The sequence below is a fragment of the Candidatus Stoquefichus massiliensis AP9 genome, assembly GCF_000455285.1.
Lineage (GTDB): Bacteria > Bacillota_I > Bacilli_A > Erysipelotrichales > Coprobacillaceae > Stoquefichus > Stoquefichus massiliensis.
On the sequence record NZ_HG005289.1, the window covers coordinates 207,120 to 225,068 of the forward strand.

Sequence of the window (17,949 nt, forward strand, 5' to 3'; positions counted from 1 at the left end):
AATAAACCAATACATTGTCTGAGTTGGATAATGATCAAATAGAAATTCTAATACCTTTGCAAATCCAATCAACCCAATAGCGGCTCCAAATAAAACCTGAAATAAAAATAATATATCTTCTTTACGATGATCATTTTCTTTTTGAAAGACACCAGAAATAGCTTCCATCGTATGATTGAAAATTCCAAGAATAACCATCATTGTTCCACCGCTGACACCAGGAATAACATTCGCAATGCCAACTGCAATACCACCAATCAAATTCTTTATCATGAATTTTTCTCCTTTTTGTCAAGATATTGGTATTATACATAATTTGGCTATCCTTGGCAACAATCATTTCATTAACCTTAATAATTCTTTTTCACTCCAGAAAGCCCTCATACACTCTAAAAATTCATCTAATGCTTTATGTTTCATACGATAATAACTTGCGCGTGAAAAATAGGGTGTCCACCATGATGGATCATAAAAATTTAAATACTCATTTTCAATAAACGAATATGCATCTCTTGAAAGATGGGTATGTATCTGGTTAACAATACCAACAAAACTTTCTAATTCCTGTTTTCTTTCTAATTGATGAATAAATTTAGAATCTGCTTTTTGATAAACAGTTGATGAATCTTTCACTCTAAACATATCTACTTGTGGGTAATAGTTATAGTGCTGGGTTAAATACAAAATATCTAATTGTGCCCTCTGATAACTTTTATAAATCTTTTTTGCAATACGATCTTTTTCTTTTAATGTTAATTTTTCATCCATAAAAAAATACCTCCTACTTCTATATACGCAAATAAAAGGCATTTTTCTTTTTTAAATTGTAAAATTTTCAATAATTTGCTCAATTTCGTCATTTTTGAGCCCAATTTCTAATAAATACTCCTTTGCACTGCCATAATGTTCTCTTAAATAATCAAGTACTTCCATCATATAACGTGGAGATGATTTTAAATATTGTTTAGCTTCTTCATCTTTCATCATTGCTGTTAAATTCTCATTCATCTCAATATTATTTTCATAAGATTCACTATAATCTTTTACAATATCATATTCATGGCAACCAATTAAATCTAATAATAAAGCAGCTGTCATCCCCGTTCTGTCTTTTCCTGCTGAACAATGAAACAAAATGCAATCATAAGGATGCTTTAAGAAAATATCAAAGATTTCTTTAAACTTATCTTTCATTCCTTCTAACATATAAATATAAACACCACCAAGATCTTTATATTGTTTCACTTCATCTGGAACAACTGATGCTGTAGATGAATCAAATAGATTCACTTCATAAAAGATAACATCAGAATCATTTTGAAACGGATTTTCCTGATGATCTTTTTCAAAATCACTTCTTAAATCAATCACAACTTTTACACCATAATCTTTTAATGTCTTTAAATCTTTTTGAGAAGCATTAGCAGGTGATGAAGCACGCACATATTTATGAGCTTTACTATAAGTTCCACTTTGTGTTTCATAGCCACCTAAATCTCTTGTATTCACCATTTTCTCTAATTGAATGAGACGTTCTTCTCTTGTCATGTATAACACTCTATTACCTCCTACTCTTCAAATGGGCGTACTCTTAATGTCACCCCTAATTCATCACAAATACTTTGGCATTTCTTGATTTTCTCTTCACCAATAATATCAACAACAGTCAAAACAACATGTGGAACATATGATAAACACGCTCTTGCAAATGCAAGCATGGCATCAAAGGATTCTATACCAAACCGACTTCTTGTTAAAGCAAGATATTCTTTAGCATCTGGAGCATTTAAACTAATTGATATTGTATCAATACGTCCCTTCATATCAGGTGCTACATCACGCTGATGAATCAAATTTGCCAATCCATTCGTATTCACGCGAATAGGAAGATCTTGACGATATAATTTTAAAATGCCAGCAATTTGAATGACATCATCAACTCTTTGTAGTGGTTCACCAAAACCACAAAACACAACTTCAGCAAAATCATCTAAATCATATTTTTGAAACTCCTTAATCACTTCATCAACTGTTGGTTCCTTGTCTAACCATAATGTATTAGATTCGAGCATTTCTTTTGTTTGACGTAAACAAAATGTACAAGCACAAGGACAACGATTGGTCAGATTGACATAAACATGAACATCTTCTAACGAATCAAGTTGCCCTATATCAATATAACTCTTTTCATGTAATGTATATAATATCACTTTTCATCCACTCCTAGTTCATACAAATATTCTTCAAAGCAAAGTCCATAGTAATTAGGAACTTGCATTTTTTCACAATAAGCAATACATTTTGAAGCAAACTTTGTCGCCTTCTTCACACTTTCATAAAAACTATATCCATTTAAATAACTGCCAGCCATAACAGCAGCAATAACATCCCCAGTTCCACAACGATCTTCACCAATTCGATCCACCATAACAATCTGATAATCTTCTCCTCGATTATAGATGAAATTAAGAATTTGTTTCTCATTAAAAGGAATACCTGTCACAACAATATGTTGAGGTCCTTGCACTGACAATTTCTCACACATATGAGATAATTCATCAAAAGTTGGTGTTGTTTGAGGATAAGGCAAATCAACTAATGTCACAAGTTCAGTTAAATTAGGTGTCATTAAATCAGCATACTTGACTAACTCTTTCATCTTTAAACACATTTCTGGTGTGTATGTTGCATATAACTTTCCATGATCCCCCATTACTGGATCAACTAGCACAAACACATGATCTTTTTTGAATCTTTGAATAAAATCAATGACAATATCCACTTGTTGTTTAGAGCCTAGAAACCCAGTCGCAATAGCATCAAATTCCAAATCTAAATCTTTATAAGTCTGAATATAATCCTTCATTCTATCCGTATAATCATCAAAATAAAAAACTGGAAATTGAGTATGTGTTGAAAGAATGGCTGTTGGAATCGTAACAGCCTGTATTTTCATAGCAGAAATAATAGGTGCCATTGCAGCTATTGCACAACGTCCAAATCCTGTCATATCGTTAATTAATGCAATCCGTTTTTGTCTTTTCATTATGTCACCTCATTTTTGTATATTTTAACATAAAAGTAATTAAAAGAGAATGAATTTGTGTTATGATTAAAAGCGAGGTGAAAAAATATGCAAAAGCCAAACTTAACTTATATGAAAGAAACATTATTAAAAAATGAAATCAATCAGGAAACAATTCAATCAAAACATTTTAATAATGATTTCATCTTTGATTCTAAACAATCTCATCATGAAATAAAGAACTGCTTATTTGAGGGCGTTACATTTGAAGAGTGTCAGGAAGAAGATTCTTATTTTTTAGATGTTGTTTTTCAAAATTGTGATTTATCAAATATGAAGTTTTATAGTTGTTTGTTTCGTCGTGTTCAATTTATGAACTGCAAGTTAATGGGAACTGATTTTTCTGAATCAGTATTTGATCAAGTGAATATGAAAGACTGTTTATGTAAATTTGCTAATTTCGCATTTATGAAAAACAAAGAAACAGTTTATCAATTATGTGATTTTACACAAGCAAGTATTATTGAAACAAATCTTAAAAAATCATCATTTATAGAATGTTCTTTTAATCAATGTGAACTTCAACATGCTTCACTTAGTCAAATTGATTTATCAACTTGTGATCTTAACAATATCATAACGACTCCCGAAGATATTCGTGGTGCTATTATTGATAGTTATCAGGCAGCATCCTTGATCCATTTATTAAGAGTACAAATCAAAGAATAATGATAATGAATTTCTCAAGAAATTCTTTTTTTTGTACAAAAAATATGCGTCATATGACGCATATTAATAAGCTTTTGCAAAATAAACAATATGTTTGGCTTTCTTCCCACATATTGGACAAATACCATCAGCATGTGCTTTAGTATCAATACAGCGAGATGTTGCAGCTGTTTCTTCTTTGATTTTTACTTCACAGGCCTCATCACCACACCATGGTAATTTGACATATCCACCTTTTGTATTAAGAATTTCTTTAAATTCTTCAAAAGTTGTCGCATCTGTGATATGTTCATTTCTAAATGCCAATGCTTTTTGATACATTTCTTCATGAATATCATCAAGTAAATTCGCTAATGATTGAGGTAAGTTATCATCTATAGTCAGAGTAATTTTTTCTCCATTGACACGCTTAGCAACAACACATTGCCCATTTGCTAAATCACGTGGTCCTATTTCTAAACGTAAAGGAATTCCACGCATTTCTGCTTCAGAGAATTTCCATCCAGGTGATTTATCACTGGCATCAACTTTGACTCTTAAACCATAATCTTTCAATTTTTTTTCTAATTCATAGGCTTTATCTAAAATACCTTCTTTTTGTTGTTGAATTGGAATAATCATCACTTGTGTTGGTGCAACTCTTGGTGGTAAAACCAAACCATTGTCATCGCCATGAACCATGATAATTGCTCCTAGAAGTCTTGTAGAAACACCCCAAGATGTTTGATAAACATATTTTTGTTTGTTATCTTTATCTAAGAATTGAATTCCAAACGCTTTAGCGAATCCATCTCCAAAATAATGAGATGTTCCTGACTGTAAAGCTTTTCCATCATGCATAAGAGCTTCAATTGTGTATGTTTCTTCTGCTCCAGCAAATTTTTCTCTTTCTGTTTTACGACCAGTAAGCATTGGAATAGCTAATAAATTGCTAGCAGTTTCCTCATAAATATGCAACATTCTCATTGTTTCTTCTTTTGCTTCTTCTTTTGTTGCATGAATCGTATGACCTTCCTGCCATAGGAACTCAGAACCTCTTAAAAATGGTCTTGTTGTTTTTTCCCAACGAACAACACTGCACCATTGATTATATAATTTTGGTAAATCTCTATAAGAGTTGACAATTTTAGCATAATGTTCACAAAATAATGTTTCAGATGTTGGACGAATAACCAAATGTTCTTCTAGTTCATCTAACCCACCTTTTGTAACAACTGCACATTCAGGTGCAAATCCTTCCACATGATCTGCTTCTTTTTGCAATAATGGTTCTGGGATCAACATCGGCATATAAACATTCTCATGTCCTGTTTCTTTGAATTTTTTATCCATATATGCTTGAATCATTTCCCATAAAGCATATCCATATGGTCGATAAATGATAAATCCTTTGACACTTGAATAATCCATTAATTCAGCTTTACGACATACATCTGTATACCACTTTGCAAAGTCTTCATCTCTTGATGTAATTGCATCATTTTTGACTTTTTGATTCGCCATTGTTTATACCCCTTTTCTTCAATATTTCCTTTACTATTATACAAGATTTATAACAAATTGCAATCTTGGATTGTGATATTCTCATTATTCTTTTTCAATATGTAAATAACTTCCACTAACACCTTTATCAACAACAATTTGTGTATGAATACGTTCTTTTAATTCATCAACATGTGAGATAATACCAATAACCTTATTATCATTTTGAAGATCCAATAAAACAGATAAAGCCTGATCAATCGATTCATTATCCAGTGTTCCGAAACCTTCATCAATAAATAGAGTATTCAACTCAATACCTCCAGCATAAGTCTGAATCATTGAAGACAATCCTAAAGCTAATGATAAAGCCGCTTTAAAAGATTCACCCCCAGACAATGTTTGGATATCTCTAAGCATTCCTGTTTCATAATCCAATACACTCAAATCCAATCCTTGCTGTTTTGTCCCTTTAATAGATTGTTTACGATACAAGGCAAAACGTCCCTGACTCATTTTTAAGAGTTCTATATTTGCATATTCTAAAATGTGTTCAAAATAAACTGATAAAACATATCTTTCAAAAGACATACGTTGTGCATTTTTCCCAGACGTTATATCTGATAAATCCTGATACATAATATAGTTTTCAAAAATTGTCTGATTTTCAGTATATTCTTTTTCTAATGTGTTTAAAATATCCTGGTTTTGCTGATAGATATGAAGCTGTTCATTGTATGTCTTAAAACAGTTATCTCTATTTCTTTCTAGTTCATGTAGTTTTTTGACCTCTTGACTTAAATCAGTGAGTCTATAATCTTTTGTTTGTGTCTTGAGTTTTTCTAATTGTGATAATAAAGTTCTTTCTCTTATAATATAGTCTTGATAAGTTTTTTCTTTGTTATCTAATTGTTCAAGCTGATTTAGATAAGTCTGATATTCTTTTGAGGAATCAAAGTTTTTTTCTATGAATATACTTAACTGCTTTTCAGTATCATTTTTTCTATCTATTAATATTTTCATTTGTCTATCTAGTTCTTCTTTTTGATGTGCTAAAATAGAAACATCTTTTTGACACTGGTGATATGTTTTTTCAATTTGATCAATTTTTTGTTCTAATTGATTGAAATGTAATGTGTTTTGAGAAAGTTGTTGCTGATAATCTGATTGATATTGAAAATGATAGTGATTTTGGTATTCTTCTAATTGTGATTCATAGATAGCGACTTGTTTTTCCATTATGTGAATCTTATCAGACATTGTTTTCATATCCTCAATTTGCTGATTAAATAAAATTGTATCTTGCTCTAGAGATTTTTTTATACGCTTTAAATAAACCACTTCATCATATTTTTTCTGATATGTTTTTTCCTGATCACGAATAACTGATATAACATCCGATAATAAATGAATAAATACTTCTTTTGATAATTCTTCTTTGATTGAAAGCTGTTGTTTTAAGATATCTATTTTTGTTCTCAAAGTATTAATTTTCTGATTTTGGGCTAAAACTTCTTGATAAATTTCTTCCTTATGCTGTCTTTTTTGTTCAACTTCTAAACTCAGTTCTTCTAGTTCACTAGAAGATAAGACATGTGTTGATAATTTTGCCAAATTTGGATGATGTAAAGACCCACAGACTGGACATGGTTCATTGTCTTGCAGTGAAGAAGCCAATATACCTGCTTGTTGACGTTTAAATGATTCGTCCTCATGCTGATAATGTTGAAGTACTTTTTGATACATTTGATCACTTTGTTTATATTGATTTGAAAGATCATAATGACGATCTTGTAAAACTGTAAGATCATCATAAAATTGACTTAACTCATGAATAGCAATTCTTTTATTGTTCACTTCTTTGACTTTTTGTTCTTTTTGTTGTAAATCAAGTTGAAGTTGGGATAATTGATTGACATTTTCTTGATCTCTTTCCATTCGTTTCGATAATTTTTCATGAGTTTTTTTAAATTGCTGATACTCATAATCTAATTTTCGAATGTTCTGGACAAGAGAAGTATGCTTTTTTTGGATTTGTAAATATTCTTTTTGTTTTTCTATAGCCTGTTTGTTATTTTCTATTTCAACAAGAAGCTTATCTTTATCTATCTTAAGTTGTGGGAGTGTTTGGTATTCTTTTTCTTTAGTTAAGAAAAGTTGTGTTGAGTGATTCAATTTTGTTGTAATAAGAGATATTTGTTCTTGTGTTTTTTGATAATCATCTTGTATTTGATTATGTTGAATAATTAATGATTGATTTTGTTCAATAATTTTCATTTTAGCAATATCTCTATAAAGTTTTTGAATAGATGTTTGTTGTATTAATAATTCATCATGTTCTTTTTTGATTTGTTGATATTCTAATAAATCTTGATTTTGTTTTTCTTTTATATAATAGTTTTTAGAAAAAATATCGTATACTTGTTTTGATTCTTCATATTGTTGCTTAAGAAAACATATTTTTTCATAAATATCCTGATTTTCTAAAGTTGCTTCTTCTAAAAATGAGGGATGAAAGTTTTCGTTATGCATCTTCATAAACTCTGATGATAAAGTAAGAAGCTGAAATCTTGATAAAAGTTGTTGACTGGATAATAGATACTGTTCTTTATTTCTTTTTGTCTCTTCTTTAAGAAGATTTTCAAACTTGACTAATGGTTCACTGTGAAAAATATGACGTAAAACATGCTCACGTTCTTCACTGCTTGCATAAATAAGTTTTGTAAACTCACCTTGAGCTATCATCACTATTTGTTTAAATTGATGAACATCAACACCCAATAAATGATTGATTTTTGAATTAACTTCCTTAACACCTTCAATTGTTATACCATCATATGTTAAATAAGCATTGGCCATTTTTGCACTTTTATATCCTGGACGTGTATATGTTGGAGAACGTTTGATTTTATAAAGTTTTTGATGTAATTCAAATATCATTTCTACATATGTTTCATCTTTAACATCAGCAAAATCACTACGAAAATATGCTTGACTACGTGTACTACCACTTGCAACACCATATAATGCAAATGTCATAGCATCAAAGATTGTTGTTTTACCAGCACCTGTTGGTCCACTAATCAAGTAAAGGCCATGATCTATAAAATCATCAAATTGGATTGTTGTCTTCTCTTTATAAGTCATAAATGCATTCATTGCTAGACTAATAATCTTCATGTTCTTCACCTGCCTTTTCTAGTAATGAATTTACAATTTTCATTTGTTGATTATCTAATTCTATTGTTTTCATATCATAATAAAATTGTTTAAAAAGTGCTTGTGTATCCATTTTCTCTATAGATTGAATATTTTGTAATGATTGATGAGATTGCTGATTAAAAAGATATGAATATGTAATCTGTAAAAGATGAGGATATAAGACCCTTAATTGATCAATCGCATGAGGAATAAGTTTTTGATCTTCTAATTCAAAAGCAAGATAATCTTCTTTGTAAGTTATAAACTGCGGATCCATAAATTGTGCAAATGTACCTGTATATTTTTTTAGTGTCTGTGATGGATGCAAATGATATAATTGAACAGACATATCATCAGTATCTACGACAACGATAGACTTATCTTGTTTCACCTCATCAAAAGAATAACACATTAAAGAACCGCTATAACGAATCGTATCTCTTGATACTTTTTGTGGAGCATGCAAATGTCCTAATGCAACATAATCAAAATTATTAAATAAAGAAGCATCAATAATTTCACTACCACCTACACTTAATGGCATTTCTGATTCACTTGTTATACTAGAATGACCTACAAATTGATGTGTTATTAAAATATTCTTATAATTTTTATCAACTTCCTGATGAGATAGATATAATTCTAAAGCTTCCTGATAATTATGAATATCATCAATCTGATATAAATTTTTAACCTGAGATGGTTTAATAAATGGCAGCAAATAAAATCTTACCTGATTTTTTTCAACATACTCCATCTTCTCTTTCAAATATGTTTCTATATGCAATCCTCTTTTAGATAAGATAGAACTCGCAAAATGCATACGATCACTACTATCATGATTACCACTTATCATCAATACTTCAATATGATAATCTAGTAATGCTGCACTTAAAAAGTCATCTAATAAATTCACTGCTTCCTGACTAGGTATAAAACGATCATAAACATCACCAGCAATAACTAAAAATTTAATATTTTCCTGATTCATAAAATCTAATAATTCAAATAACAATTCTCTTTGAATATGTAATAAAGAATATTGATGAAGAACTTTTCCAAGATGTAAATCAGCAATATGTACAAATTTCATATAATCTCCTCTTTCCTATTAATCAGATTATATCTAAAATATCTCTACGAAACAATCTTTCTTTACAGTAAAAATGAAAATGTAAAATACATTTTCATCTCCACATATATATCATTTTTTCCTTTTCATCCTGATTAAAAAACTTTCGAAGATACTGAGGTATCACCTTTGTTTCTATATACTGACATCCTAATTTTTGGATAACTTTCTGTGAAGCCTTGTTGTGAGGATCACAAGTCATAATCAAATGATCAAATTCAATCATAGTCTTCAATAACAAACATCCCTGATAAGCATAATTATGCCCTTGATATTCTTCAAAAACAGTATAACCAATATGGCCATCATAGTAATGTTCAAGATCACTTCCAACACGTACTGTGATTCTTCCTACTTCTTCTTCATTGACAATTATACTGTAGATATAATATGGAGTAAAACCTTCAGGTAAATTCTCATGAACATATTCTAATAACTCTAACCTCATAGACTATCATTCCTTTTCCATCAATATTCTATCACATATTGACAGTTTTTCAAAATATGATAAAATAGTCTCATAAAAGGGAGTAGTTAGCATCTTTTAGATGTTATATAATCGTCACCACGCTATTAAGCCGGTTTATATATGAAATAACGAGACTTTTATTACAACAAAGTGATACTGGTCTTTTTTTGTATCACAATATAGGTCCAATAAAAAAGGAGAGTGATGATATGGACTCTATACCCTCGCAATTATTATTACAAGTTATATTGATTTTAGTTAATGCATTTTTTGCTGCAACTGAAATCGCAGTATTATCTTTAAACACAACACAATTAGAAAAGAAAGCAGAAAAAGGTGAAAAAACTGCAAAAAGACTATTAAAATTAACACAAGAACCTTCAGGATTTTTATCAACTATCCAAATTGGTATAACCTTAGCAGGATTTTTAGGAAGTGCCTTTGCAGCGGATAATTTTTCTGAATATCTTGTCAACTGGGTATATAATGATTTAGGATTTACCACTTTGTCTTTAAGTATTTTAGATACTATTTCAGTTATCATTATTACATTGATTTTATCTTACTTTACACTTGTTTTTGGTGAACTTGTTCCAAAACGTATTGCTATGCAGAAACCTTATGAAGTTTCTAAATTTTCATGTGGTGTTGTTTTAGCAGTTGCTAAAATAGTCAAACCAATTGTTAAGTTTTTATCTTTTTCAACAAATGGAATACTTAAATTATTACACTTAAAAACTGAAGCAGAAGAAGATTCTATCACGGAAGAAGAAATACTAATGATGATTGAACTTGGTGAAAAAAGAGGTGTTTTAGACGAAGATGAAAGTGAATGGCTACAAAACATTTTTGACTTTGATGATACATGCATACGTGAAATTATGACTCATTCTGTAGATGTTACTTCAATTGCAAGCGATACAAGTGATGAAGAAATTATCAATATTATTAAAAAAACAGGTTTATCTAGATTTCCTGTCTATGAAGAAGATGATGAAAATATTATTGGTATTCTTCACGTAAGAGATTATTTATTAAACCTACAAACAAAAGAGAAATCATTGAAAGATCTTCTTACTCCTGCTTATTTTATTCCTGATTCAATGACTGCTGATGATCTATTTGATGATATGCAAAAAAAGAATATTCATTTTGCAATAGCAATTGATGAATTCGGAGCTATGAGTGGTATTATTACTTTAGAAGATCTTGTAGAAGAAATTGTTGGAAATATTTATGATGAACATGATGCATATGAACAACCATCTATCCAAAAAATAAATGATCATCAATGGAAAGTCACTGGTAATGTTAACATAGATGACTTAGTTGAAACTATTCAGATAGACTTACCTACTGATGAAGATTATGATACAGTTGGTGGCTACATATATAGCCATTTACGTTCAATACCCAAAGATGGTACAACCAAAACAATTCATACTGATCAACTTACATTTCAAATCACGAAAATACAAAACAGACGTATTAAGGAAGTCATTGTTACAAAGAATGAAAACAAGTCTCAAATTTAAAGAGACTTGTTTTTCTTTATTTTAAGTTATCTGCGCTAAATTTCATTGTAACATCACATGAATTGCTTGGTTCAAAATCGTGTGATGTAACCCCCGAATAATATATACTGCCTTTTGAGCATCCATACTCAGTGGCTAATTGTGCTGAATTTAATGGTATCCCCACAAATCTTGATTTTGATGCCTTGCTACTACTAACAAGTTCTGCAAAGTTGCCTAAAGCCGCATCACCATGTGTTTTCTTAAAAGTTGCAAAATCTCCTGTAGTTGCTTTCTTACTTCCATAATATGTATCATAATGTTCACCAGCCCATGCAGGAATATCTTTATGTGTTACAGTTTGATATTGTGTACCAGAAACATAGACAGATGCTGATACAGTTGAAATGACTCCACATAAAACTAATAAACTCATTCCTAATGCGACCATTTTCTTCTTTGTTTTCACTACTATCCACCCCCCCCTTTCCAACAATAATCTATCAAAAATGAAAAAAATATTGTCGAAATCGTAAAAAAATGCATGTATAAAGGTAAAAAATGCACACAAATCGAATATTATATGTTATACAATAGAAATGCAGTATAATTTTGAAGTACTGTATGCGATAAAAGGGAGGAAGATATTATGAAAATCGCGGTTTGTGACGATGAAGAATTTTACGTCAACAATATTTTAGAAAGGATAAATCAGTTTGGAATCGAAGACATAGTTCCTAATAAATTTGATGGTTATACGGATGCACAAGAACTATTAGATAACTATGCATTAATTCGATATGATTTAATATTTTTAGACATCGAACTAAAAGATTATAATGGTATGGATATTGCAAAAGAAATTAAAAGAATAAATTCTGAATGCCTAATTGTATTTGTGAGTGCTTATAAAGATTATATACCTGAATCATATTGGATTGGCGCATCTCAATTTTTTATTAAACCTATCGATGATAAGATTTTTAATCAACAGTTAGTGAAATTAGTTAATCACTATAAGAAGCTTAATAGAAGCATTACTTTTAATACAACATTAGGATCAAAACTTATTAAAACAAGGAATATAATTTATTTAGAAACATGTTACAGTACATATAAATTATATACAACTAATGGTACTTATTATGGTAATAGTAAAGCTGTCATGAGTACTAAGAAGAAGTTACTAGAGTATAATTTCTTTCAATTAAATAGAAGTATTATTATTAATTTTAAATATGTAGATACCTTTAAATCTGATAGTCTAAGAATGATTAATGATGATGAGTTAACTATTACCAAAAGAAAGAGAAAAGAGTTTAAAGAAAAATATTTTGATTATATAGATAAGGAGATGTGAAATGAATATGTTAATTAATTTAATAATTGGAATTATTTTATCATTAATTGATTTGTATTTAATTGAATTATATCTAAATGTACTACTTTTTAAACAACAGAATACAAATTTTTGTAATAAAACTATAATTCATTATTTAATACCTTTAACATTATTATTTATTTCAAATTGTATTACTATGAATTATGTTATTAAAATTATTTTATTTATCGTTGCCGTTTGTTGTATGATATTCAAATATATAAAAATTAATTTCAGTAATGTTAAGAATACATTTTACTTCATCATGCTTAGAATTGTTATAAATATTACAATAACACTATTATTTTCATGGATTTTAAATATTCCAATCAAATTTACTACATATCATCATTTAATATCTTATAACTTATTAGTGAATTTACTTGAAAGATATACAATGTTTTTAGGTATGATATCAAATTTTAAAATTTCTTTTATTCAACGATTCTCCAAATTTAAAATAATTACGATTATACTATTTACATATTTTGCTATCACAATTCTATTTAACAATCAATCACTGTTTTACTTCCCAGATGTAGGTAGAACATTTGTCTTTGTTATTTTCATTAGTATTGCATCATTGATATTCTTTGACAGATATCAAGTTAAGCATGAGAAAATAGAAAGAGATCTTATTATTACGACTCAGAATATTACTAAAGAGAAAGAATATTTGAAAAAGTATAATGATTCTGCTGATGAAGTGAGAAGAATGAGACATAATATGCATAATGATTTGAATATTATTTATGGTTATCTTAATTCTAATGAATTTGATGATGCAATGAAACATGTATGTCATTTGTTAGGAAATATGGATAAAACTTCTTCAATCATACATGTTGGTCATACAAGTATAGATTCTATTATTGATGATAAGATAAAAGTAATGAATACAAAAGGAATTACATATAACGAAGAAATTGTTAGTGTTAATATTGGTAATATAGATGTTAATACAATTGCTATTTTACTAGGTTTAGCATTAGATAATGCTATTGAAGCAGCTGAAAAGGTAGATGGTTATAAAGAAGTTAAACTTGAAATTAAGAATTGTAAGGAATATTTAGTTTTACATATTGTGAATTCAATTATTCCTGGTAGTCAACCTGTCTTTCATAAAACAAGTAAGTTGACTGATCCTTTGAATCATGGTTATGGAGTTAAACAAATTAATCATATAGCAAAACAATATGATGGTAACGCAAAATTTGAAGTTAGTCATTGTTTTGTAACTTTGAAAATCATTTTAGATATGAAATTAAATGAAGACCCATCTTTATGATAGGTCTTCGTTTTATTATTTATTGAGAAATTTATAAAATACTTTTTTAAATTCTTTATATTTCTTTCTTGAAATTTTTAACATTTCATCGTTGGACATAAAAACGAAATTTTGATCTAATGTTTTTATATGTGCTAAATTGATAGTAAAACTTCTTTGAATTTGAAAGAAATGATATTCTTGTAATTGTTCTCTATATTTGAGTATTGGTTTAAGTGAACCATAATACACACCTTTTGTTGTGTAAAGTTTATATCTTTTATAAGCAGATTCCAAGAAAATGATATCATGTATATTCATAACAATGTTTCCTACTGTTGTAGGAAATATCATTGTTTTTTGATAAAACTGATAGTTTTTGACTGCTCTTTTAAATTCATTGTTAAATAGCTTTTCTTTAAGTGGTTTTTTCATATATTGAAATGCGTTTACAATATATGACTGATTAAAGTAGCTCATATGACTTGTTACAAAGATAATCATACAACTTGGTTTAATATCATGAATATGCTTTGCTGTATTCATACCATTAATATCAGTTAATTCTATATCAAGGTATACAAGATCATAATCTTTTGTTTGAAATGTATGTAGTAAATCTTTGCCATTTTGAAAAGTATCTATATGAAAAGATAAATCAGAATATTGTTCTTCTAATTGCTGTATACGTGAGACTATATCATGAATATAATATTCTTCATCATCACAAATTGCTATTTTCATTATGTTCTCCTCCTGCTTTCTTTTTTTCAATATATCTTAAAAACTCATCATAAAGTAAATGGTTTTTAATAAGTGTTTTACGACTTGTTGGAAAAACTTCTCTAGATTTTAAAATGACATTTCTATCTGTTAAAAAATCTATACACTTCATATTCACAAGAACACTTTGATTGACTTGCATAAACCATCTTGACTTAAGTGCTGGTCTTAGTTTGTATCTGTTTTTAACATGTGTCATATAATGTTCATCTTTTATAGTTACAATTTCTAAATCATTATAATATGTTTCAAAGTATTTAATTTCATCAACTGAGAATATGCGTTTTCTGCCTATATCACGTATTGGTACAACAAATTTAATATTTTGTTCAAGATACCAATCCATTAAATAAGCAAAGACATCTCTAAACTGTTCTGTACTTATTGGTTTAAGAAGATATTCTCTCGCTTTAACTTGAAATGCTTCATAAATCATTCTGTACTGATCACTAATAAATACAACTTGGCATGCTGGATTCACTTCTTTTAATCTTTCTGCGACTTTGATTCCCTTCCCATTTTCTACCTTCATTTCAATAAAGGCAAACTGATATGAATGTTCTTTAACGCTATCAATAAATTCATCAGTACTTGCATATGTATAGACTTTTAAATCTATTTCTCTTTCATTAAAACATTCAATAATTTTCTTTTTGATTAAATTGAGATAATCTCTTTGATCATCACAAACCGCTATGTTCATTATAAAACCTCCCCTTCTTTTATGAACTAACGCATTACTTATTTTAGCGAATAATTGTTCCTCCGTCATTACACTTTTCTCCCATTTTAGGGTATTTTTAGAATTTTTGGTATATTTTGTCAATAATTCTGATATTTAATTTTCAAATTTCATTTGCAAAACGCAAGAAAATTACCTATTGCGAATTTTAATAGTGTATAATAACAGCAAGGTGGTGAAATCATGAGTATTGGAGAAAGATTAAGAACTTTAAGAGTTGAAGCTGGTCTATCACAAAAGCAAGTTGCTGAAACATTAAAAATGTCTAAGCCCATTGTTTCACAATATGAATCTAATCAAAGAACTCCTTCTTTAGGTAAATTAATTCGTTTTTCACGTTTTTATAACGCTTCTTTAGATTACATTTGTGAAAACGTTGATGAAAAAGGTGCATTTTTAGGTGATATTAAAGCCCTATTAGAAAAAACAAAAGACAAATAAAGTCACAAAAAGTTGTAACAATACAAGTTACAACTTTTTATTACATATTTTTTTGACGAATCTGTCATTAATTCATTACAAAAATAGTAATTTTGTGTTTTTATCTTTAAAAGAATGACTTTACATATTATAATTGTCTTGTCTTTAAAGATACAACGCATATACCAATTAATACACTCTTAAATAAAGAAAATGAACTTATAAAACAAAATAAATAGAAAGGGATTTTTCTCATCAGCAACCTATGTTGTTATATGTAAGATATATTTATAAGTTGTGACTTAGCCTAAATGAACCTGGCTTCTTATGACTATAAATATATATGACAAATTAAATCGATTTAACACTTGTCGCAGGATAAGAAAGGGCTGGAGTTTTATATAAACTTACTTCAGCCTTTTCGGCTAAAACAAATGGAAGAGACCCTACAGACCTCTTCCAAAGTTGTTAAGTATTACAAACCGATATAAGTTTATCATATTTTTTTATGAATGAAAATTATTTTCATTCATTTTTCAATTTCATTATAATTGATTAGGATAAACCCCTTTTTCTACTAATAATTGAATATTTTCTTTGACAAAGTCTTTATCTTCTTTATAAGTCACACCAAACCACTCATCTTGCGATTTAAGCACTTCTACGGATACTTTTCCTTCATGAAGTAAATCACCTATAATTGTTGGTAAAAGATACTCAGCCTTTAAATTTGAGCTGTCTAGAGCATTTAAAAACTCATCAAATCCAGTTTCTAGTATATTAAAGAATTCTGGATAAAGTCCCCACATATTCATAGATACTGCAGATTCTAAATCAATTTCTCTTCCTTCAGTCACTGCTTTCCCGTCTATCTTTTCAATGTTATGTGTTTCAACAATATCAACAAGCTTGTTATTTGGATCAACTTGACATATACCTCTTGTTACTCCACCATTATCACTTAAAGTATTCTTCAATACAAAACCAACCATACAAATTGGTAAAACATCACTATGATGTTCTTGAATTAAGTACTGATAAGCTTCTTGATAAGCTTCTTTACCATAGTAATCATCAGCATTAATAACTAAGAATGGTTCATTGATCAAGTCTTTACAAGCTAGAATTGCTTGACCAGTTCCCCATGGCTTTGTACGTTCTTTAAATCTTTCTTGATATTGGCTTGGAATATCTGTTAATTCCTGATAAGCATATTCAACATGAATCTTCTTTTTCATACGTTGTCCAATAATCTCATCAAAATCTTTTTCTAAATCTTTTCTAATAACAAAGACAACCTTATTAAAACCAGCTTCTATTGCATCATAGATGCTATAATCCATGATAATCTCACCATTAGGTCCTACAGGTTCTAATTGTTTAATTCCTCCACCAAATCGACTTCCAATTCCAGCTGCCATGACAACCAAAGTTACATCTTTCAATTTTTTCAACTCCTTCATAATATGTGAATATTATATCAAATATATATAATTTCTACAATCATATGAAAATTAATTATTACTTCTATTTAAAACAGTTATAAATTCTATTATTAGATATATGATTCAAAATATGAATAACTGATATATTGTTATGACTTGCCAAATATAGCTATATACTTATCATAAGAACTTTCCTATAACAAACATAATATCAATTTTCCCTTAAACCACTTTACCAAAAAGTTTTACAAATTAAATCTATTGAATATAATAAAGTATTAACAAAAAATAGTAGCAAACTTTTAGAGTTTACTACTACATAATTCTTAAAATTTAACAATTCGTTTAATTAAATATTC

At 28.8% G+C, this 17,949-nt stretch carries 18 protein-coding genes; 5 read left to right on the top strand and 13 right to left on the bottom strand.

Features of this window, described 5'->3' with window-relative positions; genetic code table 11:
* From BN350_RS21355 to BN350_RS10695, 5 genes are all read right to left on the bottom strand, one after another.
* Positions 1–273, bottom strand: a 273-nt coding sequence (locus BN350_RS21355) for an undecaprenyl phosphate translocase family protein (RefSeq protein WP_044600265.1), incomplete at its 3' end; no start/stop codon positions are given.
* A 63-nt stretch (positions 274–336) separates the two neighbouring features.
* Positions 337–768, bottom strand: a complete 432-nt coding sequence (locus BN350_RS10680; protein WP_028043590.1) for an MG284/MPN403 family protein — start codon at positions 766–768, stop codon at positions 337–339.
* 51 nt (positions 769–819) lie between these two features.
* Positions 820–1,548: a tyrosine-protein phosphatase gene (locus tag BN350_RS10685; RefSeq protein ID WP_315968801.1), complete on the bottom strand. Its 729-nt coding sequence runs from the start codon at positions 1,546–1,548 to the stop codon at positions 820–822.
* A gap of 20 nt (positions 1,549–1,568) precedes the next feature.
* Positions 1,569–2,210, bottom strand: a complete 642-nt coding sequence (locus BN350_RS10690; protein WP_028043592.1) for a TIGR04100 family radical SAM protein — start codon at positions 2,208–2,210, stop codon at positions 1,569–1,571.
* Positions 2,207–3,046 (bottom strand): pyridoxamine kinase, encoded by an 840-nt coding sequence (locus tag BN350_RS10695; protein ID WP_028043593.1) that lies wholly within the window; start codon positions 3,044–3,046, stop codon positions 2,207–2,209. Before BN350_RS10695 ends, BN350_RS10690 begins: the two co-directional genes overlap by 4 nt.
* Before the next feature lie 87 nt (positions 3,047–3,133).
* Between BN350_RS10695 and BN350_RS10700 the strand changes: the two genes are divergently transcribed.
* On the top strand, positions 3,134–3,754 hold the full coding sequence (locus BN350_RS10700) for a pentapeptide repeat-containing protein (RefSeq protein WP_028043594.1): 621 nt from the start codon (positions 3,134–3,136) through the stop codon (positions 3,752–3,754).
* Positions 3,755–3,817: 63 nt separating this feature from the next.
* Here BN350_RS10700 and proS read toward each other — a convergent pair whose 3' ends face one another.
* The 4 genes from proS to BN350_RS10720 form a co-directional block, all read right to left on the bottom strand.
* Positions 3,818–5,257, bottom strand: coding sequence for a proline--tRNA ligase (gene proS, locus BN350_RS10705; RefSeq protein ID WP_028043595.1), 1,440 nt, complete (start codon positions 5,255–5,257; stop codon positions 3,818–3,820).
* Between the two features lie 84 nt (positions 5,258–5,341).
* Positions 5,342–8,416, bottom strand: coding sequence for an AAA family ATPase (locus BN350_RS10710; RefSeq protein WP_028043596.1), 3,075 nt, complete (start codon positions 8,414–8,416; stop codon positions 5,342–5,344).
* Positions 8,403–9,530 carry an exonuclease SbcCD subunit D gene (locus BN350_RS10715; protein WP_028043597.1) on the bottom strand — a complete coding sequence of 376 codons (1,128 nt, stop codon included), beginning with the start codon at positions 9,528–9,530 and terminating at the stop codon, positions 8,403–8,405. The genes BN350_RS10710 and BN350_RS10715 overlap by 14 nt, the downstream gene beginning before the upstream one ends.
* Positions 9,531–9,624: 94 nt before the next feature.
* Positions 9,625–10,017 carry a GNAT family N-acetyltransferase gene (locus BN350_RS10720; protein ID WP_028043598.1) on the bottom strand — a complete coding sequence of 131 codons (393 nt, stop codon included), beginning with the start codon at positions 10,015–10,017 and terminating at the stop codon, positions 9,625–9,627.
* Positions 10,018–10,247: 230 nt separating this feature from the next.
* Here BN350_RS10720 and BN350_RS10725 point away from each other — a divergent pair, with 230 nt between their 5' ends.
* Positions 10,248–11,573, top strand: coding sequence for a hemolysin family protein (locus BN350_RS10725; protein ID WP_028043599.1), 1,326 nt, complete (start codon positions 10,248–10,250; stop codon positions 11,571–11,573).
* Positions 11,574–11,589: 16 nt separating this feature from the next.
* On the opposite strand, the gene BN350_RS10730 is transcribed toward BN350_RS10725, so the two are convergent.
* On the bottom strand, positions 11,590–12,021 hold the full coding sequence (locus tag BN350_RS10730) for a hypothetical protein (protein ID WP_028043600.1): 432 nt from the start codon (positions 12,019–12,021) through the stop codon (positions 11,590–11,592).
* Positions 12,022–12,201: 180 nt separating this feature from the next.
* On the opposite strand from BN350_RS10730, the gene BN350_RS10735 reads away from it, so the two are divergent.
* Positions 12,202–12,912 carry a LytR/AlgR family response regulator transcription factor gene (locus BN350_RS10735; protein ID WP_028043601.1) on the top strand — a complete coding sequence of 237 codons (711 nt, stop codon included), beginning with the start codon at positions 12,202–12,204 and terminating at the stop codon, positions 12,910–12,912.
* Between the two features lies 1 nt (position 12,913).
* A complete protein-coding gene (locus BN350_RS10740) occupies positions 12,914–14,221 on the top strand; it encodes a sensor histidine kinase (protein WP_028043602.1) in 1,308 nt (435 codons plus the stop codon).
* A 15-nt stretch (positions 14,222–14,236) separates the two neighbouring features.
* On the opposite strand, the gene BN350_RS10745 is transcribed toward BN350_RS10740, so the two are convergent.
* Both BN350_RS10745 and BN350_RS19025 read right to left on the bottom strand, forming a co-directional pair.
* A complete protein-coding gene (locus BN350_RS10745) occupies positions 14,237–14,944 on the bottom strand; it encodes a LytR/AlgR family response regulator transcription factor (RefSeq protein WP_028043603.1) in 708 nt (235 codons plus the stop codon).
* Positions 14,925–15,686: a LytR/AlgR family response regulator transcription factor gene (locus tag BN350_RS19025; protein ID WP_044600266.1), complete on the bottom strand. Its 762-nt coding sequence runs from the start codon at positions 15,684–15,686 to the stop codon at positions 14,925–14,927. Before BN350_RS19025 ends, BN350_RS10745 begins: the two co-directional genes overlap by 20 nt.
* Positions 15,687–15,908: 222 nt before the next feature.
* Between BN350_RS19025 and BN350_RS10755 the strand changes: the two genes are divergently transcribed.
* Positions 15,909–16,166, top strand: a complete 258-nt coding sequence (locus BN350_RS10755; protein ID WP_028043604.1) for a helix-turn-helix domain-containing protein — start codon at positions 15,909–15,911, stop codon at positions 16,164–16,166.
* A 524-nt stretch (positions 16,167–16,690) separates the two neighbouring features.
* Here BN350_RS10755 and BN350_RS10760 read toward each other — a convergent pair.
* The gene (locus BN350_RS10760) at positions 16,691–17,590 is read right to left on the bottom strand and encodes a nucleotidyltransferase family protein (protein WP_028043605.1); all 900 of its coding nucleotides are present in this window, start codon (positions 17,588–17,590) and stop codon (positions 16,691–16,693) included.
* Positions 17,591–17,949: the final 359 nt, after the last annotated feature.